This window comes from Streptomyces mirabilis (assembly GCF_039503195.1).
Classification (GTDB): Bacteria; Actinomycetota; Actinomycetes; order Streptomycetales; family Streptomycetaceae; genus Streptomyces; species Streptomyces mirabilis_D.
The window spans coordinates 88,962-111,233 of sequence record NZ_JBCJKP010000001.1; the positions used below are offsets into that span (position 1 = coordinate 88,962).

Below are 22,272 nucleotides of genomic sequence, written 5' to 3' on the forward strand. Positions count from 1 at the left end.
CAGTCCGATGCCGGGGTAGTACTTTACCCCGGGAACTCGTGGGCCTGGCCTCGCCCAAGGAGATGATCCCGCCCCGTGCAACGACCGCAGCGCCTCCAACTCGATCGCCGTCAGCGTTCCCCGGTCGTCGAACGGCGGAAACCGCATCGCGCTCCCCCACCTCCGCAGCACGGGCAGTGATCGGCACCGTACTACCCGGCACCGGCGCACGAGGGCCAGGCTGTGAAACTCCGCAGCCTCCGACCAGCACTCTGGCCGGAACACGGCGGGCCGCACCGGGTGCAGGCCGGCGGTTCGTGCGAGGACCTCCACCGCAGTCCGCCGACTCACTACGGTCAGCGCATGACCAGTGACGGTGCAGTCGTGGACGAAGCAGTCCGCGCGGCATGGGACTCGTACCGAATCTTGGAGACGCGCACGCCAGAGAAGGAGCGCCAGCAGGCGCAGCAGCGTGTCCAGGCCGCGATGGACGCCTACGGCCGGGAGGAAGTGTCCCGGGGTGCGGTTTTCCTTGTGGGCGTGCTGACCGCGCACATCATCGGCCGGCAGGACGGCGAGGAGGAGGACCGCCTCGATCCGCTCAGTGATCTGATCCCGGCCGTGATCCGCAAGCTCCCCGGCTTCGAACTGGCCGACCCCGCCCAGGTACCGATGGTCACCGGCGTCCTCATGGCCGCGGCCATGGGCATGGACACCGTGGCCTGGCGCGACCAGTTCGGGACGATCTCGCCGAAGGAGGCTCTGGTACACAACTTCGTGCTCTGGCTGCTCGCCGACCTCTTCGACAGCCTGGTCGAACAGCCCGGCGCCACCGACCAGCTCATGCGGGAGACCTTCAACTCCATGGCTGCCGACACCGGTTGACAGGGCCCGGCAGAGCGCCTCGCCACACTCAAACTCGCCCAGGCGGCCGTGAGGCCTCCTCGCTGTTGCAGAAGGGGACAACGCCTGGCCGGATCCAACTCGCCGCGACGCCAACCCGGGCTCATCTGCGCAGACGTCGTCCAGGGCAGTCACTCGGGGAAGGAAGGCAGTTTGCCGCTGCGGGAGGAAGGGCCGGCGAACAGGTTTCGCGAGTCCGCCGGCTCGCCCTCGGGAAAGAGCCGGGTTGAGTTCAGCAGGGTTGCAGGTACCACACCCAGGTCCAGTCGGCTTCATTGTCCGCGCTGAACGCGCCGCTGTCCCGCCACCGAGTTACACCGTCCTTGCTTTTGAACTGGGCGACGGTTCCCGGGGTCTGGTTGTTGATCCAGGACCCCGTGCCGATGTAATTGGCGTCGACTGTGTGGTTGTAGCAGGCGGACCAGGCGTTTTCTATGCCCGTAAAATCGGGCCCGTTGAACGCACAGAAGTACAGGTAAAGGCACGGGGCACCTGCCGCACTCCGCGCGCCGGACTTGAGGTCTCTGGCCCGCTCTTCGCCTGGAAGCGGCAGCCGCATGAAGCTACCTTTGTCATCCAGGGCGACCTCGTTGATCGCTGTCTGCCGACCTTCGTGGTGAGCCAAGTAGGCATCGATCTCATCTTGCAGCTCGTCGGCCTCCGCCGGTGTGAGCCCGGCCTTTGCTACCTGTGCGGCGTAGGCGCGCTCAGCTGCCTGTGGTGCGGCGTGCACCGGAGTACCGATCGACAGGCCTATGACGGCCACGGAGATGAGGACGGTGACCAGCCGTTTAATCCTCGACGTGACCGTTGGAAGTCGCAGTGCCCCGTGGGGTGTGGACCCGTGCAATGTAGTAGCCCCTTCACAGGAGATGGATACTGTCAGGCGCCCACGATTCCCAGTACGCATACTGCTAGCAACGTTTTCAAGGCTGTTCGAAATGTGTTTGCGGCGCTTGAGTGAGGGTAACGGCCGTTCCGTAAAGATCATGTCTCCGCGTTCGGCGCCGGCATACGCAGCACGCAGGATCTGAGCACCTCCTTGGCTGCATGGCCAACCATCGCGCCCAGCCACACCTGCTCCCGGAATCGAGAGGAACTCCGAGGACAGGATTAGCCAACAGTGTCGCTGCAATGCCGGGGGCGGGGCGTTGCCACGGGTGGCTACCCGAGCCAGACGATGTCCAAGACAGACAGGTGCCTCAGCGCACGGTTCGCGAAGAAGATGACGGACAACTGGCCAACAGATGCGATGCGCACGTCCTCGCCCTCGGGGTCGCCGGCGTCCCACTGGGGGAAGCCCCAGGGGTTTCCGGCCGCGGCGTCCAGGACGTCCCAGACCATCTGCTCCGCATGCTCCGGGAGTTCGGCGAGCGCCTTCGCGCGGGCGGCGACAGCCGGACCGCATACGGCTGAGTGCTCACCGGCGCCTGCTCCGGATTTCCTCCAGGTCCACGAACCCGGTGTCGTCACTGCCGGAGGCGAGGAACGCGTCGACCACCGGCGCGGAGGCGACGCGGGTCTGCCACACCTGGACGACCTCGTACAGCCCGGCGAGGGAGAACGTCCGGCGCGACTCTTCCAGCGCGGCCGCCCACTCCTGCTCAAAGGTCGGCACCCACCGGTCCGCACGTCGGTCGGCGCGCAGCTGGGCGAGCAGTTCGGCCGGAGCTCCCGGGGCGGGGGCGTATGGCGTGACGGGCGCGTGGTCGGGCTGCGCGCTCATCGGCTGTTCCTCCCAGCGGGTCGTACCGCCACGGTACGCGCGACGGGAGGCCGTAGAGACAGGCATGAGCCGATCCCCTCCTGCCGGGCCAGGGAGCAGACGGCGGTGCGGGCGACGGCCGGCGCGTGCTGGGGCAGCCGGACGTCCTGCTTCTCCCAGGTGGTGGCGACGTAGTTGAGGAATTCAGCCGTCGCCCACTCGCAGTCGCTCGGGTCGCCGGCGAGCAGTCGGTCGGCCGTCCCCGCCGGTTCTCTGAGACCGAGCGCTTCAGTCAGCGATTGAGTGACTGAGCAGTCTGTGGCACGGCGGACGCGGGTGGGCGCGCTGCGCGTACTCCTACGATCGCCTGACGTCCGACTCGGTTACGGTCATTAGGCCGTCAGCTCCGCATGCTCCGTAAGTCGGTCCAGATCCGGGAGGACGGTCGAACGGTAACCGGTCTCCAACAGGCGCTCGTTGCGTAGTTGACGCAGTGCCTTGTGGACCGTGGTCTCGGCAGCGCCGACCATTGTGGCCAGCTCTGACTGCGACAGCCGAAGAGGGATCACCACTCCGGAAGACATGGAAGATCCGTATGACGCGGCGAGGTCCACCAACAGCCGGGCCAAGCGCACGCTCACCGGGTAGCTGCGGAAGTCCAACCGCTGCTGGTTCGCCCAGCGCAGCCGTTTGCTAACCATGCCAGTCAAGGCAGTCGCGACCTCAGGGCGACGCATCAGCAGCCCCTGCAACTCACTTTGTCGCACCACACGGGCGGTCAGCGGACCGCAGGCGGTGACCGTCGCCGAGCGTGGCGCCTCGTCCAGAGCCGCCATCTCACCCACTGTGTCCCCAGCAGCCGTGATGGCGAGGAGCGAGGACTCACCGTTCTCCACGCGCGCCGTGACCTTGGCGAAACCGGACAACAGCAGAAGTACGTGGCGGTCTTCCACCCCCCTCCATCAGGAGCACATCGTCCGCATCGAACCGGACCTGCGTACCTAGGCCGAGCAGTTCCTGCCGTGCCGGTGGCGTCAGCGTTCCAAGCAGACTGCGTGAGGGCCACTGCTGGGACAACTGCTCGTGCGCCTGGGTGGTCTCGCTATCGGAGCCGGTGAGGACGACATCAGGGCCTCCCAGGAGGCCCGGCATGCCTTCCGTGTCTCCGGTAGGAAGTACGCCGCGCCGGCCGGGAGAACGCCTGCCCCAACACTCCGAAGCCCACTTGAACTGGGCACTCATCACCATGATGACCCGACGCCTGACCCGCAAGAACCCCGCTGCCTCTTGGGCCAAGAAGCGCTCCGGTCAAAGCCCGGCTTCCGCAATCCGCGGCAAAACGAGCTGATAGGCAGTCGCAGCCGTTTCGGCTTCCGCGAAGCCGGGGATGCCGAGAGATTGCCGCGCCAGTGCGAGTAAACCACCGCTGCCTGCTTCCTCACCTGTCTCCGGCGCGTGACGGAGAGTCCAGAGGTGCATGAGCATCGCGCCGAACACGGCGAGGGGCCCTTGAACAGGTCCTTCCCGGTGAGCCCAGCGTGCTGCAATGGCACCGCCCACAGAAGGAACCTGCTCGATTCCGCGCCACACGGGGTCCGCGGCGGCATAGACCACAGTGCCGACATGAGCGTGAAGGAGCGCGCCGCTACAGAGGAGACATGGCTCAAGCGTGGTGAAGAGAAGGTGGTCCTCATACCGGCGCCGGGACGACAGCTGGGCCAGCACATTGATCTCCGCGTGGGCAATGGCTGCCCCAGCAAGCTGCCCGGGTGGGGCAACTGTCTCCTGGCTGCGGTTCCGCCCGCTGGCCACCACCTCACCATCAGCATTGATCAACGCGGCTCCGATGGGCCGACTTCCCGCCCTGAACGCCTCCCACGCCAACTCGAAGGGCAGTCGCCAGATCGCTGGCAGCGCTGTTGTTTCGTCACCAGGCATGCGCCGATTCTGCCTGGCCTGAGCGCACGATGAGAGCTCCGCAGGTGATCCACCGGACGTCTCCGCTCAACCGGTCACGTTGAAAAACAGCTACTCAGCTTGTGCTTTATGGCTGGGGGCTTCGTTAGGGTCAGCACCGCACGCGTGCGGTGTCGCCGTCGATACGGACGATGCACTGTTTGAAGAGCGCCATGGGCCGACCTTCGTCTTCGGCAACCAGCGTTAGTCCGAGGTCCATGATGGGCTTGATGGCTTGTGCTGTTCGAGAGCCGTCGGGGTCCGGGCCGCGCAGGGCCGCCCAGGTCTCGAACAGTGCACGGACCCCTTCCCATCCGGGCCCCGGGATGAAGCGGCAGAGGAACGTTGGCTGATCAATTGTGTACTGCCGTAGCTCGCCGATCCGGGTGTCGCCCTGTGTGAGCCACCACGTCCCGTTCACTACCGCTCCCTTCAGCTACGACTTCAGGCGGGTTGCCTGAGCCCCCGAGCTCCGTTGTGTCGAATTGTCCGTCGAACTGGCTCCCTCACGCGGAAGTTCACCAGACGTGTGGGCGGCCTCCGTCCGATTCTGTGCTCCGAACAAGGAATGCACCGAACCAGAACGAAGGCCGTGGGGATGAGCCTGCCGCACCTCGATGTCCCGGGGGAAGCGTTCGCCGAAGCGTCACGCTTCCGGGACGACTTCTTCGACTGCCTGACCGCCCGCGGGGACGAGCTGTTCGAGCTGGCCGACGCGCTGCTGTGTGCGGACGGGCCGGTGACTGCACCGGTGGACCTGACGTTGGTGGCCGAACATCGGCGCGGATACGGCGCGATGTACGACGCATTGAACAACGGGAACGTCGACGTGCCGCGACTGCGACAAGTGCTGGCCGGGTTGCCCATGCCGCATGCCGCCGACGGGCGCTTGGTCTTGGCGGTGGACATCACCCACTGGCTCCGGCCGGACGCGGTGACCCTCGGCGCCGAGCTGCGCGAGCGGAGTATCGGGCTGCACGTCGTCGAGCAGGGCATTGACACGGCCACGATGGAGGGGCGGGCGATGTTCGGGATGCTGTCCGTACTGGCAGAGCTCCAGCGGGAGCTGATCGTGGCGAACACGAACGACGGGCTTGCCTCCGCTCGGGCCCGCGGCCGGGTGGACGGGCGCCGGCCGAAGCTCACCGAGGGCCAGGCCGCGCTTGCCCAACGGCTCTACGACGAGCGGGAGAAGACCGTCCAGCAGATCGCTGACATGTTCAACGTGCCGAGGTCGACGGTGTACGGGCACCTCGACAAAGCCAAGACCGTCCCCCGTCAGCCGAAGAAGACCAAGGTCACGAAGTCCTGACCGCTACCTTGCGGCTGGTGTCTGAGCTAGGACTCCGGGGCCTTGTAGGTCCACTGGTCGATGTTCCCGCCGACGGTGCGGTAGTGGTGCGCCACGACGGGCAGACCGAAGTCCGGGTCCGTGAAGCTCTTGAAGCACGGGCCGCCCGATCGGCCCACCGCTGACGGGCTGTCCTTGTCGTCGTCCGCGCACGGGTGGAACACGCTGGCGATCTTGTCCGACTCCACGAGCGTGGTGTACAGGGTGTTCGGCTCGCACGGCTGGAGCCTGCCCAGCCACTCCTGCACGTACGGGGACTCCCGCTCGATGGACACCGTGCCGTTCCACGCAGCCCCGAAGGCGCCGTACTTGGGCTCGGTGTAGAGGACGAAGTGGGTGTAGCCCGCGGCGAGGTCGTAGACGGGCTGTAAGTCACGCGGCTGGTAGCTCAACTGACCTGTGCTCCCTGTGTGTTGGGGGACTCCTGCTGGTCGGACTGCTGAGCCGAAGCACCGTAGGTGTCACCAGCGGAGAGGGATGAGCTGGCGATTCGGACCGGTCGAAGCAGTCTGGTGTCACCAACAAGGCATTCGACTTGTCACATGCGCTCATGTGAACGGAGTACGCAAGGACGGACCTAGGACGGCAGCTCTTAGCCTCGACCTTGCACAACGGCCCCGCAATGAGCCGTCATGCACTAAAGCCCGTCACGGGGGCTCGCACGCCTCTCGGCAGCGCGGCTTGCATGGGAGACAACTCACCAAGCACACATCGTCAGGGGAACTACATGAATCTCGCCCGAAAGCTGGCAACCGGTGCCATCGCGGCCGGCCTCACCACCGCTGGCGTCCTCGCTGCGACCCCGGCCAGCGCCACGGTCGTGAACTCCACGTGCAACCTGTCGTCCGTCGTCAACGTCTCTTACGGCTCGGGCGGCCACTACTGCTACGTCTGGGACGGCGGGCCCGCCAACCAAGGCTGGATGAACATCGTGAATTCCCATCAGGTGTGCTCGAACAGCTACACGGGATACGTGCGGGACGCCGCGGGACGCAATTGGAACTTCTACCGAGGCGCGTGCACACCCACTTACGGGGCGAATCTGACCTTGATCGTCTTTACCGGCAACTGAGTTGAACCGTCTCGGTGCCCGTGGCCACAGTACCGAGAATCTGATGCCGAATTGACAGGGCGTCACATAGGCGCGCGTTTGACGGATCGTGGTCCGCCGGGTGCGCGCCTTTCGCTTGCACTCTGGGTTTGTATGCGAGGCGAGCCTGCCGCCGCCGGAACAAGACCCGGTGACAACATGCCCGCCTCTGTGACAGCTATCGCGCTTCGGCTCATGGCCGGAATTCCAGCGGTCATGCTTTCGCTCCTATTCAGTAATTCAGGTCCAGGTAATCAATGTCATTGATTGCTACATCCGACAGTCCCATAGCGCGTCCTCCGCCGTCCTGGAAATAGATGTCTTTAAATCCTTCGGCGATGATTTCACGCATTTCCTGGTCGCTGGCGCCCGCGTCGCGGGCGTCGAACAGGCGCTGCGCGTACGCCGGGGGGAGGTGCACGGTGAGTCGCCGGAACCGTCCGTCATCGGTCGTGCCGACCGGCGCGGTGTAGCCGAAGCGGGCCCTTGTCTCCACCGTGATCCCGCCGGTGGCGGCGGCCTGCTTGCGTCGGCGTTTGCGGACCAGGGGCTGCCACCGGGACCGCACCGCTGCGTCGATCTTGTCGGCAATGTGCTTGGGCGGGTGCTTGCGCTCGCCCTTGCGGTAGCGCTCCACCGACCGCTGGCTCACCCCGAGTTCCTGGGCGACGGCGCGAGTCGACTTGAGCTGCTTCATCAGGTAGCCGATCTGGCCCTTGAGGGTCTTGGGCGGCTCGTGGGTGAACGACTCCCGGTCGGCCCGCTCGATCGCGTCGTGGATCTCGCTCACCGGTTACTCCCCTTCGTCCAGGACGGCGTCGCCACCCTTGATGTGGCGGGCCGGGTTGAAGCCCTTCTCCATCAGGTCGACCGCCCACAGCATCGACTGGACGCCCTCCAGCTTCGCCAGGCCCGGCGTGGGCCCGAGGCGGAACCCGCCGGGCTGCGGCTTACCGGACGCCGCGTACGGCAGGAAGTCCAGCGGGCTGTCACTGGGGCTCGGGTAGACGACGCAGTCGGACAGCACCGCGAGCGGGTACAGGCCCGTCATCTTCGCCATGTTGTTGAGCTTGCGGTGCATGTTGACCCGAGCCTTGCTGATGACGGCCGCGCGGATGTCCGGGCGCCAGGTCGGACGCCCCAAGGCCGGCCACCGCTCGCCCTCCTTGTAGGACTTGCCCTGCGGGCGCTCCCGCAGCTTGCCCACGCCGCCCTTCACCGTCGCCTTGATCGCGGACAGCACGGCGGCCAGGGCCGGGTCGACGTCCTTGTGCCGCTCCATCGCCGCGAGGAACTGGCGGTCGTCCAGGTCCCGGGTGACACCGAGGTCGGCGAGCGTGTCGACGTATGCCGTCTTGAGCCGGTCGTGCCACGGGTCCAGGTACGCACCGGTCTCGCGGCGCACGTACGCCTCGATCGGGTGGACGTCGTAGCCGAGCTCCTGGGCGTAGGCGACGGTGTGCGTCTGATACCAGGCCGGGCCGGTCGGACGCTCGCCGGTCGGCGTGAACGGCGACGGCAGGCGCGGGTCCAGCTCGATGTGACTGAGGTCGACCAGCCAGGAACCGGGGATCTTCGGGTTGAACTTCGGGGCGTGGAAGTGGTCGGGGGCAGACAGGCCGACGACCAGGCGCGCCGCCGCCGCGAGGAACGCCGTGTTGAGGTCCAGGCCCACCGCGAAGGGCAGCGTGCACTCCTCATCCGTCAGCAGGTCAACGTCGCGCACCCACTGGTACGCCTCCTCGTTGAGGAACCCACCGGTCCAGCCGGAGTTCACGACCACGGGGTGTTCCGCGGTGGCCTCCGGCGGCGCCGGGTTCATCGGCTCCGTCCCCAGCGATCCCGCGTTGTAGCCGCTCACCCAGTTCCCGGTCTCCGGGTCCTGCACGGCCTTCGTGGGCGGGCGCAGCGCGGTCATCAGCTCCAGGCCCGAGACGGCCGTGGAGCCGCGCGGGGTGATGACCCGGGTCGCGTACACACCGAGGACACGGGCGATCTCGGCCGGCTCCATCTCCGTCACGCCGGGCCAGGACCGCTCATCGAGGGCGTCCCACGACAGGATCGCCAACTGCACGCACTGCCGCTCGCGCCCCTGCGCCTTGCGGTAGATCCGCGCCCACGGGCCGAACCCGCGCTGCGTGAGCTGCCACTTCGCCTTCGCCACCTGCTTGACCACCGGGTGGTCCTCGGGCAGGCGCAGGGAGCGGCGCTGCTCGTGGCCCTCCAGACGCTCCGGCAGCCCCAGCCTCACGGCGGCCGCAGCCGTGAGGACGATCAGCGGATCGGAGTCCTTGCCGTACCGGTTGAGCTTGGCGGCACCGAGACCGGACTCGCGCAGCGTCCACTCCACCAACTCCACCACCGTGGTCGCCGGGCAGTCGAGGACGATGCCGTCGACGCCGTACGCGGAGCCGTCACCGTCCAGCACCGCGAGCGGACCGTGCGGGAACCGCGGGTCGACGGCAGGCTTCGCCGCCTTCTTCGCCGCCGGGCGCCGCAACGCCGCGGCCGGACGGGCGGGCGCGGCCTGAACCGGTGCGGCGGTCTCCGGCTCGGGGGCCTCGGGCGCGGCCGGGCTGGTGAACGTCTGCGGCGCGGCAACCGGGACGGGAGCCGGGGCGGCGGGTGTGGCGTGCGCGGGGTACTTCGCCGCCCATCCTGTCAGTAGCCGCTGGTACGCCTCCAGGCGCGGCGACTTCGGCTCCGAGCGGCCGTTCTCGTAGTTCTTCACCGTCTGCGTCGTGGTCTTCAGCGCGGTCGCGAGACGGGCCTGGGTGATGCCGGCGGCCTCACGCAGCCGAGCACGCTCCGCCGGAGGCGGGAGCTGCGGCTCCTCCTCTAGCAGTGCGTCGATGTTCGCGAACAGCTCTTCCTCGGATGCCATGTGGATCTCCCTTCGCGCCTCGACCTTAGCATCTTTAACCCGCTCAGTTAACCGCTTTTTTTAACCCGTTCGAATGGATTGCGAGGGTGGTGTGGACGGCGTCAAGTAGCTGCGGCAGGGCCTGTCTCACAGCTGACAGGGTCGCCTCGCACCGCCTCCACCTGGGGAAACGCTGTGTGAGGCTTACAAGGAGCGGCGACGGAGAGGTCCCCTCGCCCCGACGTGCTCGATACGGTGGCGACCATGGCGGAACGAGGCGAGAGCAGGACGGGGTGGAGCGGGCACGGCTGGGCGGCGCTGTCGAGCCGCCGCCGGGTGCACCTTCCTCACGCTCATGCATGTCCGGTCTGGCGGGGCGCTGCCCGTACGGGCGGGCGAGGTCTCGGAGCCTGGACGCTTGAGCAGCTGCCAGATGCCCTCGACCGTGTAGGAGACGTGGAAGAGCCGGCCGATCAGCGTCTTGATTCGTGCCAGCGTCCACCGCTGGTCCGCCCAGCCCTGAGCGAGCGAACCGCGCTCCAACTCCCACTCCAGCCTGGCGACCTGGGGCTCGCTGAGTTTCGGCCTTCCCGGCGAGCCCTTCGACAGCAGCCCCGCCTCCCCGTGCTCGCGCCAGGCCCGGCGCCATCGCTCCGCCGACCGGACACTCACCCGCAGCGCGGCAGCGACCGCCGCGTTCTTCTGCCCGGTCTCGAAGCGTTCCACGACCTGAAGCCGCAATCGCTCCCGCTTGCCCCTCTCGACGTCGGTCAGCCCGCCGCCCTGCGCGTATCTCACACCCCAGGACTACTGGGTGCCGGCAGGCGGCGTTCCCCGAATGGCGCAGGCGTCACCCGCTCAATGTCACTTCTCTTGGCCCAGCTCCCACAGGTGCACGGAAGTCCCGTCCTTCGAGATCGTGTACCACCTGCCGCCCCCAGCTGTGCGCGCAGGCCCCGAGACTGGGAGGGGGTAGGAGAGCTCGCCAAGCAGGTCCATTCCGTTTACGTCGACCAGCCAGTGACGGACCGGTCCATACCGGGCATCGCATTCGGAGGTGCCGGCAACGACGCTGTCCTCGTCCACGAAGGCAGCTTCGAAGTCCCAGTAGACCCTGTCGTTGCCGGTGTTCCGCGGGTGCGCGGGCACGGCGTCCGCGGCGTCCAGTTTCCGTATGACCTTCGAGCCGTGCTCCAGCTGGTGGAGCAAGAGCGACCACTGCCCGACGGGAACAGTCAGGAGCCGCCGACCAGACGGGCTCACCGCGAGGAGGATGCGCTCGATGCCAATCTGCTCGGCGGTCAACTGCTGCCCATCCCACCGTCCCCACAGCACGGGCGACCCTTCTTCGCCCTCACCGAGGCTCAGCCCCATCTGCGAAGGGTCTGGGTGTGACGTGTGTAGGGAGCTGGAGGCCACGGTCCCGGTGGTCATACGTCCCACGACCCTTCCGGCTACGGCGTCCAGAACCACCCATAGTTCCTGCTCGTCCTCCGGGTTCCCGTCACTGGCCAGCGGCCCGCGGACGTGTGCCCAGACGAGCTTGCCGTCTGCGCTGACGGCGGCCGAGCCGCTGTCAGCGCAGAAGTGGCCCCTGTCGTCCGCGTACTCGTCGAACGACGCATGCAGCAGAGGACAGCCGCCCCAGCAGCCGTGCCGCACTTCCCACCGCGTCGCACCGGTCGCCTCCACCGACCGTGCTGCGTGGACGCCGGCGAACACCGCCGCATCCCGTTCCGGTGACACCGTCACCGTCCCAAAACGACGGGGCCAGGGCGCCGGGAAGCGGATCTCAGAGCCTCGACCAGCGTCAGGCTCATCAACATCGAGCGCCACCACCTCAGCGTCGCCACGCTGCACCAGGAGCGTGCGGTTCGGCCAGCACAGCAACTGCGGAGCCTCTGCCGACGCCGGGTCCAGCGGAGCAGTGATGGTGGTGATGAGACGAGCGGCGATGGTCACGGTTTCTTCCAGCCACAGACGACGGACGACGCGAAGGCCTGACAGCCCAACCCTATGGGCAACGCCAACCCCGCCGAGCGCACCTCGAGCCGCGTCTCTGAGGTCGTCTCCGGCTGGCCGACATCACGCTTCAATTTCAGTAGCAAGCTAGAGGTCACTGTCTTGCCAGAGCCGCTCCTGCTTGTTGAGGAGTCCCTCGTCGACGGCGGTGTTCCGGCGGTTTTCGACCCACACCGCGGCGAGTGGCCCGAAGACATCGAGTTTTTCGGCTTGGAAGGAACCATCCTCTTCATAGAGGGCTACCAGCGGTGCGGCGGCCGAGTCATCACGGTCGCAGACTCGGCACAGCACGGATCCTCTGAAGCCGCTGACGGTGCCGCCCTTGTTGTTGCGCCAGCTGTGGGGATAGCGGGCCAGCAGTATCGTCGGCCGGCTGCAGCTGGGGCAAGGTGGTGTTACTCCGACGTTGAGGACGATCTCTTCTAAGTCGTGCGGTTCGCCTGTACTGGCTTCCTCGCTCACGCCACCCCTTGCCACGCCTCCGGGCCAAAGGATCCCTTGATGTCTGAGGCGATGGTAGCGGCGTTCACCAGCGAGGGAAGCTGGTAGACGATGGTCTTCTGCGGGCCGCGCACCGCGAGTTGAACGGGATTCTGGCCGGGGTGGGCACCCATGATGCGTTTGAGTTCGTTGATGCACAGCTCGTTGATGCGGTGATAGGGCAGCCGAAGCTGGACGGGGGCTGCGCCGTCGCGTTCGGCGGAGGTCACGTCGAGGACCTGCAGTTCCTGCCCGAAGATGCTGATGGCGCCGTCGCGGTCGTTGACGCGGCCTTGCACGGTGATGACGCTGTCCTCCACCAGGGCGGCGGCAACCATCTGGTAGGTGGCGGGGAAGAAGAGGACCTCGATCGTTCCGTCACGGTCGGCGAGGTTGACGATGGCCCAGGCGTTACCTTGTTTGGTCATCTTGGGCTGGACGCTGGTGATCAGGCCGGAGAGGCGGACCACGCCGTCGGTTCGCCCTGAGGCCAGCAGGTCCACGATGGTGGTGTCGCGGTTGGTGGACAGGATGTGCTCGGTGCCGTCCAGCGGGTGCGCGGAGACGTACATGCCGAGCATCTCGCGTTCGATGGACAGCAGTTGCTTGCGGGGCCATTCGTCTTCGCTGACCGGCACGTCCAGGCTGAAGCTGTCGTCGCCGGCCGTGTCGCCGAGGCCGGCGAAGAGATCGTCCTGTCCGTAGGCGGCTGCCTTCTTGAGCGGGACGACTGCGTCGATGGCGCTCTCGTGGGCGGCGGACAGTCCCTTGCGGGTGTGTCCCAGGGAGTCGAAGGCGCCGGCTCTGATGAGGGATTCCACGGCCCGCTTGTTCAGCGCGGGAAGGTCGACCTTGTCGAGGAAGTCGGAGAACGAGGTGAACTTCCCCTTGGACTTGCGGGCCGCGATGATCGATTCGATGACGTTGTCGCCCACGTTGCGCACGGACAGCAGTCCGAAGCGGACGTCGTCGCCCACGGCCGCGAACTCGGCGAGCGACTCGTTCACGTCCGGCGCGAGGACGGTGACGCCGAGCTTGCGGGCATCGGCGAGGTAGATGCCGGCCTTGTCCTTGTCGTCACCGACAGAGGTGAGCAGGGCCGCCATGTACTCGGCCGGGTAGTTGGCCTTGAGGTAGGCGGTCCAGTAGGAGACGAGTCCGTAGCCTGCGGTGTGGGACTTGTTGAACGCGTAGCCGGAGAACGGGAGCATGACGTCCCAGATCGCCTTGATGGACTCTTCCGAGTAGTCGTTGTCGGCCATGCCGTCGTGGAACTTCTGCCACTCGGCGGCCAGCACCTCGGGCTTCTTCTTGCCCATAGCGCGGCGCAGCATGTCGGCGCCACCGAGCGTGTAGCCGGCCAGGGTCCGGGCGATGGCCATGATCTGCTCTTGGAAGATGAGCAGGTGGTGGGTGGAGCCCAGGATCGGGTCCAGGACTTCCTTCAGCTCGGGGTGGATCGGGTCCGGGTCCTGCTTGCCGTTCTGCCGCAGCGCGTAGTTGGTGTGCGCGTTGGCGGCCATCGGGCCGGGCCGGTACAGGGCGAGGGCGGCCGCGATGTCCTCGAAGCGGGAGGGCTCCATCAGTTTCAGCAGCGCGCGCATGCCGCCGCCGTCGAGCTGGAACACGCCGAACGTGTCGCCGCGGCCCAGAAGCTCGAAGGTCTTCCTGTCGTCCAGCGGGATCACGGTGACGCTGGTGTCGCCGTTGCCCGGGTCGACCGTGGCCAGCTTGACGCCGCGGTTCTCGCGGATGTTCGTCAGCGCGTGGTCGATCACGCCCAGGTTGCGCAGGCCCAGGAAGTCCATCTTGACCAGCCCCATGTTTTCGCAGCTGGGGTAGTCAAAGCCGGTGATCTTGACGCCGTCCTTGGCGCGCATGTGCAGCGGAATACGCTCGGTCAGCTTCGTCTTGGACAGGATGACCGCGGCCGCGTGCACACCGGTGCCGCGGGTCAGGCCTTCGACACCCTTGGCGGTGTCGATGACCTTCTTCACCTCCGGCTCGTTCTCGTACATCGTCCGGATCTCGCAGGCCTCGCCGTAGCGCGGGTGCGCGGAGTCGAAGATGCCGTCCAGCGGGATCGACTTGCCCATGATGTCCGGCGGAAGCGCCTTGGTGATGCGCTCGCCGTGCTGGAAGGGGTAGCCGAGGATGCGGGACGAGTCCTTGATCGCATTCTTGGCTTTGATCTTGCCGAAGGTGTTGACCATGGCGGTGTACTCGTCGCCGTACTTCTCGGTGACGTAGCGGACCATGGCGTCGCGCTGGCGGTCGTCGAAGTCGAGGTCGACATCGGGCGGGTTGATGCGCTCCGGGTTCAAAAAGCGTTCGAAGAGCAGGCCGTGCTCGAGCGGGCACAGCTCGGTGATGCGGGTCGCGTACGCGACGATCGAGCCGGTGGCCGACCCGCGGCCGGGCCCGACCGGGATTTTGTTGTCGCGGGCGTGGCGGCAGATGTCGGCGACCACGAGGAAGTAGGAGGAGAAGCCCATGGGGCCGATGACCGTCATCTCGGTCTCGAAGCGCTCCATGACCTCGGCCGGGACCGGGTCGCCGTAGCGCATGGCCAGGCCCTTGAGGCATTCCTTGCGCAGCCAGGACTCCTGCGTCTCCCCCTCCGGAACGTCCGGGTACTGCGGCATCTCGTCGACGTTCTCGAAGACGGAGTCGTAGGACTCGGTACGACGAGGCCCGTGAGGTCGCTGCCGCCTACCAGGACATCTTCGGCAAGGAGAGTTACTTCCTGGAGCTGATGGATCATGGGCTGTCCATCGAGAAGGACGTCCGCGACGGGCTGTTGCGGCTGGCCAGGGATCTGAACATTCCGCTGCTGGCCACGAACGACGCGCACTATGTGCACGAGGATCAGGCCGATGCGCATGACAACCTGCTGTGCATCGGGGTGGGCAAGAACAAGGACGACCCGAAGCGGTTCCGGTTCCAGGGCAGCGGCTATTACCTCAAGACCGCCGCCGAGATGCGGGAGCTGTTCGCAGAGCTGCCGGAGGCCTGCGACAACACCCTTGGTTCAGCCGCAGCCGCGTCTGGATCGCCCCGGACGGGCAGCCCGTCGTGGCGATGATGCCGCCCGCGTGCTCGCTGATCAGCTCCATGTCCATCCGCGGCTTACCCGCGGGAAACTGACCGGTGTAACTGGCCTCGGTCGACAGATAGAAGAGATTCTTCAGACCCTGAACGTTCCGCGCCCACATCGTCATATGCGTGAACCGGCCACCGCCGGAGACGTCCTTCGAGCCCTCACCGTCGTCCGACATGGCCCGCTGGCCGCCCGGACCCCAGAACTCCTGCTTGCGGTTCCGGCGCGAGGACGGCGCGACGTAAGCCTCGATCCCGATGATCGGCTTGACGCCGTCGACACCCTTGGACACCTGATGGAACTCGTACGCACCGAACATGTTTCCGTGGTCGCTCATAGCGACGGCCGGCATGCCCTGACGCTCAACTTCGGCGAACATCGGCCTGAGCTTCTGCGCGCCGTCGAGCATCGAATATTCGGTGTGATTGTGCAGGTGAACAAAGGAATCCGTCACCGGGAGGGCACCTCCGGAGTCGTGGGAAGGACTTCACCCTAGCCCCCAAACGATGATCGAATCCGGCCCTGAAACGACGTCAAAGCCGCCTCGGCCAAGCCCTCCACGGGTGATCTCGCACTCTCACAGAACGAAGTCGAAACGCCCCTCGGCGTGGCGGCTCGTCGCGTGTAGGCAGCGATCTTCAGGAGCCCCAGACAGCCCGGAATGCCTCAGCCAGTGAGCGTTGCTCGGATGACGTCGGCATCTCACGAAAGCGGCCGATTCCAGCCGTCTCGCCCGGCCCTGGAACGCAGCCGGGTGCAAGAGCAGACCGGCCTCGTCGCCCAGTCCGGCAGCAGACGCCTTGAACCGGCTCACGCGCGATGGCGACGACGGCTGAACCGTCCCCCGGGCTACGGGACGGGGGCGTGCGACGGCCCAGCCTCTACTTGGGCGGCACCGTCATGTCGTGCGCGAGATCGCAACGGTCATGGCGCAGGTGCAGTCTGCGGAGATCCTGAAGGATCGCGACAGGGAACGGGTGCATGGCCCACTTCGCGAGGTAGCCGTCTTCTCCATGCTCTCGTAGCACCCGCTGCGCCGCTTCGGCTACGACATGAGCCAATTGGCTGCGGGATTGCGTGCCGGCCCAAAGGAGGCGCCCGTCCCCGTCCGGTAGGTCGGGACTGATCGCCACGTCTGGGAAGCTGTAGATCGACACGCCGACGTCGGCTCCCCGGTTGCGCAGGACCCAGCGAATTTCCGTCGGCTCAGAGTCAAAGAAGAACCGCGCTGTTTGGCTAGTCCCGTAGAGACTGCCGATGCTTGACAGAAGATCCGCCAAACCATCAGTGCAGTAACTGACCGAAAGGTTGACCTTTGCTGGTCCCTCGCTGATTCGACAGACGGCCCAGCCGTGATCTTGCAGGTCCCACTCGACCTGAAGCTGTACACCCATGTGCCCCCCTGATCTACAGCCTGCACCGTATCTCGCGGTCGGCGTAGCGACTTTGGCCGGGAGTTCCAATGCCCCAGTCAATCGCCGCTGTCTGGGGCTTGGAGCACTAGTTTGGAAGAGTGCGTAACGGGATCTGGCCTGACCTGTGAGGCGCTCCCCCGCGCGTTTCCTGGCGACTTGCCGACGTTCCCCGCCGCTCGCCGTCGGATCGGGCACCTAGGGGGCACGTGCGCCGTTCTCCCGGCCTTCCGGCTTGCCCGTGGCGCCCACTGGCCTGAGCATCCTTCCACGGCCCAGAGACGGCCACAGTGCGGCGGGTATACGCTCACGGCGTGATCGGTCTCGCCGTCTTCGGTCTCGGCCTGCTTGGCCTCGCTGTGGGCAGCAAATTGCAGCGGGGTTGGGACCTTTGGAGCCGCCGACAGAGGTTCATCTGTACGGTGTCATTCGCCCTCGTCATCGTGGGCCTGGCCCTTGCTGACGCGAGCAGACGCCACGCTTGAACCTGTGGCCTCATCCTTATCAGGTCGATCATTGCAGACCATTGCCGCCGATCTACCGGATCTGAGCCTCGGTTCTTCGGCTGCTGAGGTTCGGCGCTGGTCGCTGCTGTTCGTGGTCGTTGGTGTCAGACGCTGGTGTCAGCCGCCGCAGGCGGTGTTGACAAAATGCCCCCGGCTGCTACTGGAGGCGGGAGAACTGATGAAACAACTACCGGGAAGCACGGGAGCGCTACGCGCGGGTCCGGGAACGGTGATCGAGGGGCGGGAACTCGATGGTTATGAGCTTTTCGGCGGCCGGGTCCTGCCCGTCGAGGACCCCGCCGAGCGGCCCGTCTTTCGCAACATCACCTTGCGTGGTTGTGCAGTGCGCGATTGCTTCTTCGAGGGGGCTCTCCTGGAGGACGTCCTCATCGACGGCCTGACCGCGCCCCAGGACCCCCATCAGCGGGTGCTGGCGTGCGCTTTCCACCGGGTGGTGCTCCGTGGGCGTATCAGTAATGTCACCCTCTTGCCTGACCTCGGCCCGTGGCATGCCGGGCTGCAGCCCCGGTATCGGCGAGCGAACGGAGAACACTGGGTGGAGCTCATCTCCGAGGGGGACTGGGCCCTCGACATCTCCGGGATCACCAGCGGCCTGGACTTCCGCAGTGCGGTACCGGCCCGTCTGGTGCGCCGAGATCCGGAGACACAGGTAGTGGTGACGGCAGAGCAGGCGGCCGGCGCCGACTGGCGGAGCGTGCCGGGCCTGGAGAAGTCACTGCTGGGCGTGCAGATCGGGTTTCTCCAGAGCTCGGACCACCGCGACACCATCCTCATCGCCGACAAGTCCGCCCCCGACCGCGCACGCCAGGTGGGGATGCTGCGCGAACTCCAGCGGATCGGCGCCGCGCAGCCCGACTAGGGCTCGCCTTCCCGACTGCCTCCACCACCACCCTCTCCAGCTTCCATCCCGTCTGCCATCGGCCCACACACTGTGGAGCGGGCGTGGTTCCTGGCGTCCAGGTGGAGCGCGCCACTGTACGAACGACCTGGACGCCAGGGGCCTCGTCTGCTCGGCTCTGCCTGGGTTGATGGTGGTCGGGATGGAAGCACCCCACGCACGCCACTCACGGCCGCCACTCGCGAACGGCGTCCCCTCCATCTCGGAGCCTGAGCGCCCCCGCCGGAGGCTCGTTCTGACCGCGTGCCTTGTCGTACGGGTTTCAACTCAGGGCTGTAACTCGCTTGCGGCCCCAGGGGCCCGGCCCCGGCGCCAAAGGCGCAGAGGGGCCGAGCCCAAGGGGCCAGCCCGCGCCGTGCGCGGGCCCTTGAACCAGTAGAGAAAGTTGTAACTCAGTACCTGGCGTGGGGCTGTCCGATCCCGGGTGATGCTTGACAGTTCGGTCCCAGCTGATGGTTGACAGTGGCCGTGATCGGGTTTTCTGTGCGCGTCGTTGCGGCGCGTGTGGGGAGGCCGGGATTGGCGCTGGTGGAGTTGTCGGTTGTCGAGCAGAGATACCGGGCTGTGCTTGCTGTGCTGGCGGGTGCGACGGTGACGGAGGTCGCTGCGTCGCTTGGTGTGTCGCGGCAGACGGTCAGCGGGTGGAAGTCCCGGTATGCCGCTTCGGGTCTGGCCGGGCTGGCGGACCGTTCGCGTAGGCCGGCGTCGTGTCCGCATCAGGCTTCTGCCGAGGTGGAGGCGGCGGTGTGCGAGCTGCGGCGCAAGCATCCCCGGTGGGGGCCGCGGCGGATCGCTCATGTGCTGGAGCGGTCCGGGGTGGTGAGTCCGGTGCCGTCGCGGATGACCGTGTATCGGATTCTGGTCCGGCATGGGCTGGTGGAGCCGGGGGTGCGGCGCCGGAAGCGGTCGGATTACAAGCGCTGGCAGCGGGATGCTCCGATGCAGCTGTGGCAGATGGACATCGTCGGCGGGGTGATGCTCGTCGACCCGGTCACCGGGGAGTTGTCCGAGGCCAAGGTCGTGACCGGGGTGGATGACCATTCCCGGTACTGCGTGATCGCGTCGGTGGTCGAGCGGGCGACCGGGAGGGCGGTGTGCTCGGCGTTCGCCGGGGCTTTGCAGGCGTTCGGGGTGCCGGAGGAGGTGCTGACGGACAACGGGAAGCAGTTCACCGACCGGTTCGGGCAGGGTGGTGAGGTGTTGTTCGACCGGATCTGCCGGGAGAACGGGATCGCGCACCGGCTCACCCAGCCGGCGTCGCCGACCACGACGGGCAAGGTTGAGCGGTTCCATCAGACGCTGCGGCGTGAACTCCTGGACGACTGCGGTGCGTTCGAGGGCATCGGGGCGGCTCAGGCAGCGCTGGATGCGTGGGTCGAGGAATACAACTCCTCGCGGCCGCATCAGGCGCTGGACATGGACTCTCCTGCCGACCGGTTCACCCCGGTGCCCGAGCAGGAGCGGGACGTACTGGGCCTGAGGGTGCCCGGCGTGCTGGCGCTGGTCCCGCAGCAGCGGACGGCTCCGCCTGTGGTGCCGGATCCCGCCGAGGTGGCGCCTGTTCCTGTCGGTCCGCCGAAGGTGGTTCCGGCAGTGGTGCCGGTGGAGCCCGGTGGGCCGGTGGAGTTCGAGCGGGTGGTGCCTGCGAGCGGGAATCTGCAGGTCGCGGGCAAACAGTTCTGGCTGGGGCCGGCCCGCTCAGGGCTGACGGTGACGTTCTGGGCCGACACCTCGGTGATCCATCTGCTGATCGCGGGAGCACGGATCAAGACCGTGCGTTCGCACTTGTCGGTGGCGGATCTGGGACGGCTGGCCGGCCGGGGCGGTCGTGCTGCCGGAGTGGCCCCGCTTCCCGCCGACGACGGGGCCGCGTTCGAGGTGGACCGGGTCGTGAACAACAGCGGCCTGGTGGGCCTGGGCGGACGCCAGGTGCTGGCCGCGGAGATCCTGGGCGGCCGCCAGGTGGGCATCCGCATCGACGAAGAGACGCTGTCGTTCTTCGATCCGTCCTCACGGGAACTGCTGCGGGTGCGGGCCAACCCGCTGAGCGGCGAAGAAGTCCGTCGCTTGCGGGGCCTGCGTCCGGCCGGACCGCCACCGCGTCCGGGCGTCGAGCCGGTGCGGGTGCAGCGGCGGATCAGCACAACGGGCACGATCATGGTCTGTCGGCAGGTCGTCTCGCTCGGCCGGACGTATGCAGGACAGACCGTGACCGCACACGTGTCGGACTCCACGATCACCGTCGACCTGGACGGCCAGGTCCGGGTGATCCGGCGCACGACCGACATCCCGGTCCGTAACGTGAAAGCGAACAAGCCCCACGGGGCTCCCTATGTTGTCTAGGCCCACCGTCAAGCATCACGTGGGACCAGAACGTCAGACATCAGCTGGGATCCGACAACTCGGTGTAGGGCTTTGTGCAACTGACGATCACCGATTACGCCTGGGTCGTGGTCTTCTGCTTGAGGCGTTCGTAGGGGGTCTGGCCGCCGAGGCCGCCGTGGGGGCGATGGTAGTTGTAGTAGTCCTCCCACTCGCGCAGCTTGTCGTTGAAGACCTCGGCGTCGTCGATGATGACGCCGTCGAGGAGCCGGTAGAACTCCTCGGCGTCGATGCGGTGGGAGCGTTCTACTTTGCCGTTCAGCCGCGGGGTGCGGGGCTTGATGTAGGTGTGGGCGATGCCCTTGTCGAGGACGTGCCAGTGGAAGGCGGACTGGAACTCGGCGCCGTTGTCGGTCTGGAGGACCTCGACCTGGAACGGCAGGCGCTGGATGACATAGTCGAGGAACTGGATCGCGGTGGCCTGGTTGAGCGTCGGGTAGATCCGCAGGACGCGCAGGCGGGTGCAGTCGTCGATCGCGGTGAACTGGTAGTACTTGTTGCGGCCGCCGCGGCGCCCCTGGGGCATCGAGGTGAGCGGTTCGATGAACTTCACCTCGATCTGGACGCGGTGGCCGGGCAGCTGCTTCTCGTACCGCTTCCATCTGCGGTCGTGCCTCTTGTAGCGCTGCGAGGCCGGCAGGCGGCCCATGTCGAGGCGGTTGAGGATGCGCCAGACGCCGGATTTGCTGATGGGGACGTCGTGGTACCGCTTGAGGTACATGGCGATCTTCTCGGGCCCGAAGTGGTAGTTCTGCCGGAGATAGATGATCTTCCCGACCACCTCGACATGGGTCGCGTTCGGGCAGGTCTTCGGCGCCTTGGACCGAGTGCGCAAGCCCTCGACGCCTTCGGCCTGGTAGCGGCGGTACCAGGTGTAGTACGCCTGCCGCGAGATGCCGAAATAGCGGCAGGACATCGCGACGTTTCCGCTGACCTCTTCGACGTGGCGTATGACGGCCAGGCGCCGCTTGGCCTCACGGTCAAGCGGCGGGGTGGTGGGGGTGGCCTTCGACATGGCGATCTCCGTACTGATCAGAGACCCAGGTGTCAACGACGATCGGCAGTTTTAGAGTGCGCAAGTACGAGGAGTTGGGCCTGCCGGGGCTGGCGGACCGGTCGCATCGGCCGGTCTCGTGTCCGCACCGGATCGCCGGGGAGGTGGAGGCGGTGGTGTGTGAGCTGCGGCGCCGGCGTCCTGGCTGGGGCCTGCGCAGGCTGGTGCACGAACTCGAACGCAGGGGCATCACGCCGGTTCCGTCGCGGGCGACGGTCTATCGGGTCCTGGTGCGCAACGGTCTGGTCGAGCCGTGGAATGTCTACCGCTCCTTCACCCGCATCGCCGACTCCGCCGGCACCGAGTCGTCCGGCTGCACGACGCCCGGCACGGCCACCCTCCTCACGGCGGCCGGAGTCGCGCCCCGCGTCGTGATGGAGGTCCTCGGATCAGCATCACCATGGACGTCTGTACGTACGTCGTGCAGGACACACAGCGCGAGGCCACGAGTCATGGATCGGCTGCTCAGGCGGCGTCCCGGTCGTCAGGAACCGTGCTCGTTGATGTCAGCTGGATGTCAAAGACCCCGGACCATGATCGGTCTCGGGCC

18 protein-coding genes and 5 pseudogenes are annotated in these 22,272 nt (G+C 66.8%); 8 read left to right on the top strand and 15 right to left on the bottom strand.

The features are described from left to right. Nucleotides 1-342 precede the first annotated feature (342 nt). Nucleotides 343-864, top strand: coding sequence for a hypothetical protein (locus tag AAFF41_RS00525; protein ID WP_343323205.1), 522 nt, complete (start codon nucleotides 343-345; stop codon nucleotides 862-864). A 250-nt stretch (nucleotides 865-1,114) separates the two neighbouring features. Here AAFF41_RS00525 and AAFF41_RS00530 read toward each other — a convergent pair whose 3' ends face one another. The 6 genes from AAFF41_RS00530 to AAFF41_RS00560 all read right to left on the bottom strand — a co-directional run bounded on the left by AAFF41_RS00530 (nucleotide 1,115) and on the right by AAFF41_RS00560 (nucleotide 4,964). Further along, nucleotides 1,115-1,648 carry a hypothetical protein gene (locus tag AAFF41_RS00530; RefSeq protein WP_319752590.1) on the bottom strand — a complete coding sequence of 178 codons (534 nt, stop codon included), beginning with the start codon at nucleotides 1,646-1,648 and terminating at the stop codon, nucleotides 1,115-1,117. A 398-nt stretch (nucleotides 1,649-2,046) separates the two neighbouring features. Then, nucleotides 2,047-2,226: a hypothetical protein gene (locus AAFF41_RS00535; protein ID WP_319752591.1), complete on the bottom strand. Its 180-nt coding sequence runs from the start codon at nucleotides 2,224-2,226 to the stop codon at nucleotides 2,047-2,049. Nucleotides 2,227-2,302: 76 nt separating this feature from the next. Continuing rightward, nucleotides 2,303-2,608, bottom strand: a complete 306-nt coding sequence (locus AAFF41_RS00540) for a DUF6247 family protein (protein WP_319752607.1) — start codon at nucleotides 2,606-2,608, stop codon at nucleotides 2,303-2,305. Nucleotides 2,609-2,979: 371 nt separating this feature from the next. Then, nucleotides 2,980-3,540: a Crp/Fnr family transcriptional regulator gene (locus AAFF41_RS00545; protein ID WP_319752592.1), complete on the bottom strand. Its 561-nt coding sequence runs from the start codon at nucleotides 3,538-3,540 to the stop codon at nucleotides 2,980-2,982. A gap of 355 nt (nucleotides 3,541-3,895) precedes the next feature. Beyond that, on the bottom strand, nucleotides 3,896-4,525 hold the full coding sequence (locus AAFF41_RS00555) for a nucleoside deaminase (RefSeq protein ID WP_319752593.1): 630 nt from the start codon (nucleotides 4,523-4,525) through the stop codon (nucleotides 3,896-3,898). A gap of 130 nt (nucleotides 4,526-4,655) precedes the next feature. Continuing rightward, nucleotides 4,656-4,964 carry a hypothetical protein gene (locus AAFF41_RS00560; RefSeq protein ID WP_319752594.1) on the bottom strand — a complete coding sequence of 103 codons (309 nt, stop codon included), beginning with the start codon at nucleotides 4,962-4,964 and terminating at the stop codon, nucleotides 4,656-4,658. 177 nt (nucleotides 4,965-5,141) lie between these two features. On the opposite strand from AAFF41_RS00560, the pseudogene AAFF41_RS00565 reads away from it, so the two are divergent. Together AAFF41_RS00565 and AAFF41_RS51290 are read left to right on the top strand one after the other, a co-directional pair. Further along, nucleotides 5,142-5,651 (top strand): annotated as a pseudogene (locus AAFF41_RS00565) (transposase); the annotation flags it as partial. A gap of 12 nt (nucleotides 5,652-5,663) precedes the next feature. After that, nucleotides 5,664-5,855: a helix-turn-helix domain-containing protein gene (locus AAFF41_RS51290; RefSeq protein WP_425526224.1), complete on the top strand. Its 192-nt coding sequence runs from the start codon at nucleotides 5,664-5,666 to the stop codon at nucleotides 5,853-5,855. A 26-nt stretch (nucleotides 5,856-5,881) separates the two neighbouring features. Here AAFF41_RS51290 and AAFF41_RS00575 read toward each other — a convergent pair whose 3' ends face one another. Continuing rightward, a complete protein-coding gene (locus AAFF41_RS00575; protein WP_343323206.1) occupies nucleotides 5,882-6,286 on the bottom strand; it encodes a hypothetical protein in 405 nt (134 codons plus the stop codon). Nucleotides 6,287-6,621: 335 nt separating this feature from the next. Here AAFF41_RS00575 and AAFF41_RS00580 point away from each other — a divergent pair, with 335 nt between their 5' ends. Beyond that, nucleotides 6,622-6,966, top strand: coding sequence for a hypothetical protein (locus AAFF41_RS00580; RefSeq protein WP_343323207.1), 345 nt, complete (start codon nucleotides 6,622-6,624; stop codon nucleotides 6,964-6,966). Between the two features lie 250 nt (nucleotides 6,967-7,216). On the opposite strand, the gene tpg is transcribed toward AAFF41_RS00580, so the two are convergent. The 7 genes and pseudogenes from tpg to AAFF41_RS00625 form a co-directional block, all read right to left on the bottom strand. Next, nucleotides 7,217-7,774: a telomere-protecting terminal protein Tpg gene (gene tpg, locus AAFF41_RS00585; RefSeq protein ID WP_319752597.1), complete on the bottom strand. Its 558-nt coding sequence runs from the start codon at nucleotides 7,772-7,774 to the stop codon at nucleotides 7,217-7,219. A gap of 3 nt (nucleotides 7,775-7,777) precedes the next feature. Beyond that, entirely contained in the window at nucleotides 7,778-9,868 is a 2,091-nt protein-coding gene (tap, locus tag AAFF41_RS00590; RefSeq protein WP_319752598.1) for a telomere-associated protein Tap, read from the bottom strand. A gap of 386 nt (nucleotides 9,869-10,254) precedes the next feature. Then, nucleotides 10,255-10,645: pseudogene (locus tag AAFF41_RS00595) on the bottom strand (helix-turn-helix domain-containing protein); the annotation flags it as partial. A gap of 66 nt (nucleotides 10,646-10,711) precedes the next feature. After that, complete coding sequence (locus AAFF41_RS00600) at nucleotides 10,712-11,809, bottom strand: hypothetical protein (protein WP_319752600.1); 1,098 nt, start codon at nucleotides 11,807-11,809, stop codon at nucleotides 10,712-10,714. Between the two features lie 147 nt (nucleotides 11,810-11,956). Beyond that, entirely contained in the window at nucleotides 11,957-12,346 is a 390-nt protein-coding gene (locus AAFF41_RS51295) for a DUF6300 family protein (RefSeq protein ID WP_351521636.1), read from the bottom strand. After that, nucleotides 12,328-15,903, bottom strand: a pseudogene (dnaE, locus tag AAFF41_RS00610) (DNA polymerase III subunit alpha). The gene AAFF41_RS51295 and the pseudogene dnaE overlap by 19 nt, the downstream one beginning before the upstream one ends. Before the next feature lie 427 nt (nucleotides 15,904-16,330). Next, nucleotides 16,331-16,843: a hypothetical protein gene (locus tag AAFF41_RS00625; protein WP_319752602.1), complete on the bottom strand. Its 513-nt coding sequence runs from the start codon at nucleotides 16,841-16,843 to the stop codon at nucleotides 16,331-16,333. Between the two features lie 534 nt (nucleotides 16,844-17,377). On the opposite strand from AAFF41_RS00625, the gene AAFF41_RS00630 reads away from it, so the two are divergent. Both AAFF41_RS00630 and AAFF41_RS00635 read left to right on the top strand, forming a co-directional pair. Beyond that, nucleotides 17,378-18,247 (top strand): hypothetical protein, encoded by an 870-nt coding sequence (locus AAFF41_RS00630; protein ID WP_343323210.1) that lies wholly within the window; start codon nucleotides 17,378-17,380, stop codon nucleotides 18,245-18,247. Between the two features lie 558 nt (nucleotides 18,248-18,805). Then, nucleotides 18,806-20,629, top strand: coding sequence for an IS481 family transposase (locus tag AAFF41_RS00635; protein WP_343326226.1), 1,824 nt, complete (start codon nucleotides 18,806-18,808; stop codon nucleotides 20,627-20,629). Between the two features lie 94 nt (nucleotides 20,630-20,723). Here the strand turns inward: AAFF41_RS00635 and AAFF41_RS00640 are convergent, their stop codons facing one another. Beyond that, nucleotides 20,724-21,683 (bottom strand): IS481 family transposase, encoded by a 960-nt coding sequence (locus tag AAFF41_RS00640; protein ID WP_343323211.1) that lies wholly within the window; start codon nucleotides 21,681-21,683, stop codon nucleotides 20,724-20,726. Between the two features lie 56 nt (nucleotides 21,684-21,739). On the opposite strand from AAFF41_RS00640, the pseudogene AAFF41_RS00645 reads away from it, so the two are divergent. Both AAFF41_RS00645 and AAFF41_RS00650 read left to right on the top strand, forming a co-directional pair. Beyond that, a pseudogene (locus AAFF41_RS00645) lies at nucleotides 21,740-21,976 on the top strand (helix-turn-helix domain-containing protein); the annotation flags it as partial. Further along, a pseudogene (locus AAFF41_RS00650) lies at nucleotides 21,968-22,207 on the top strand (site-specific integrase); the annotation flags it as partial. The pseudogenes AAFF41_RS00645 and AAFF41_RS00650, both read left to right, overlap by 9 nt. Nucleotides 22,208-22,272 lie beyond the last annotated feature (65 nt).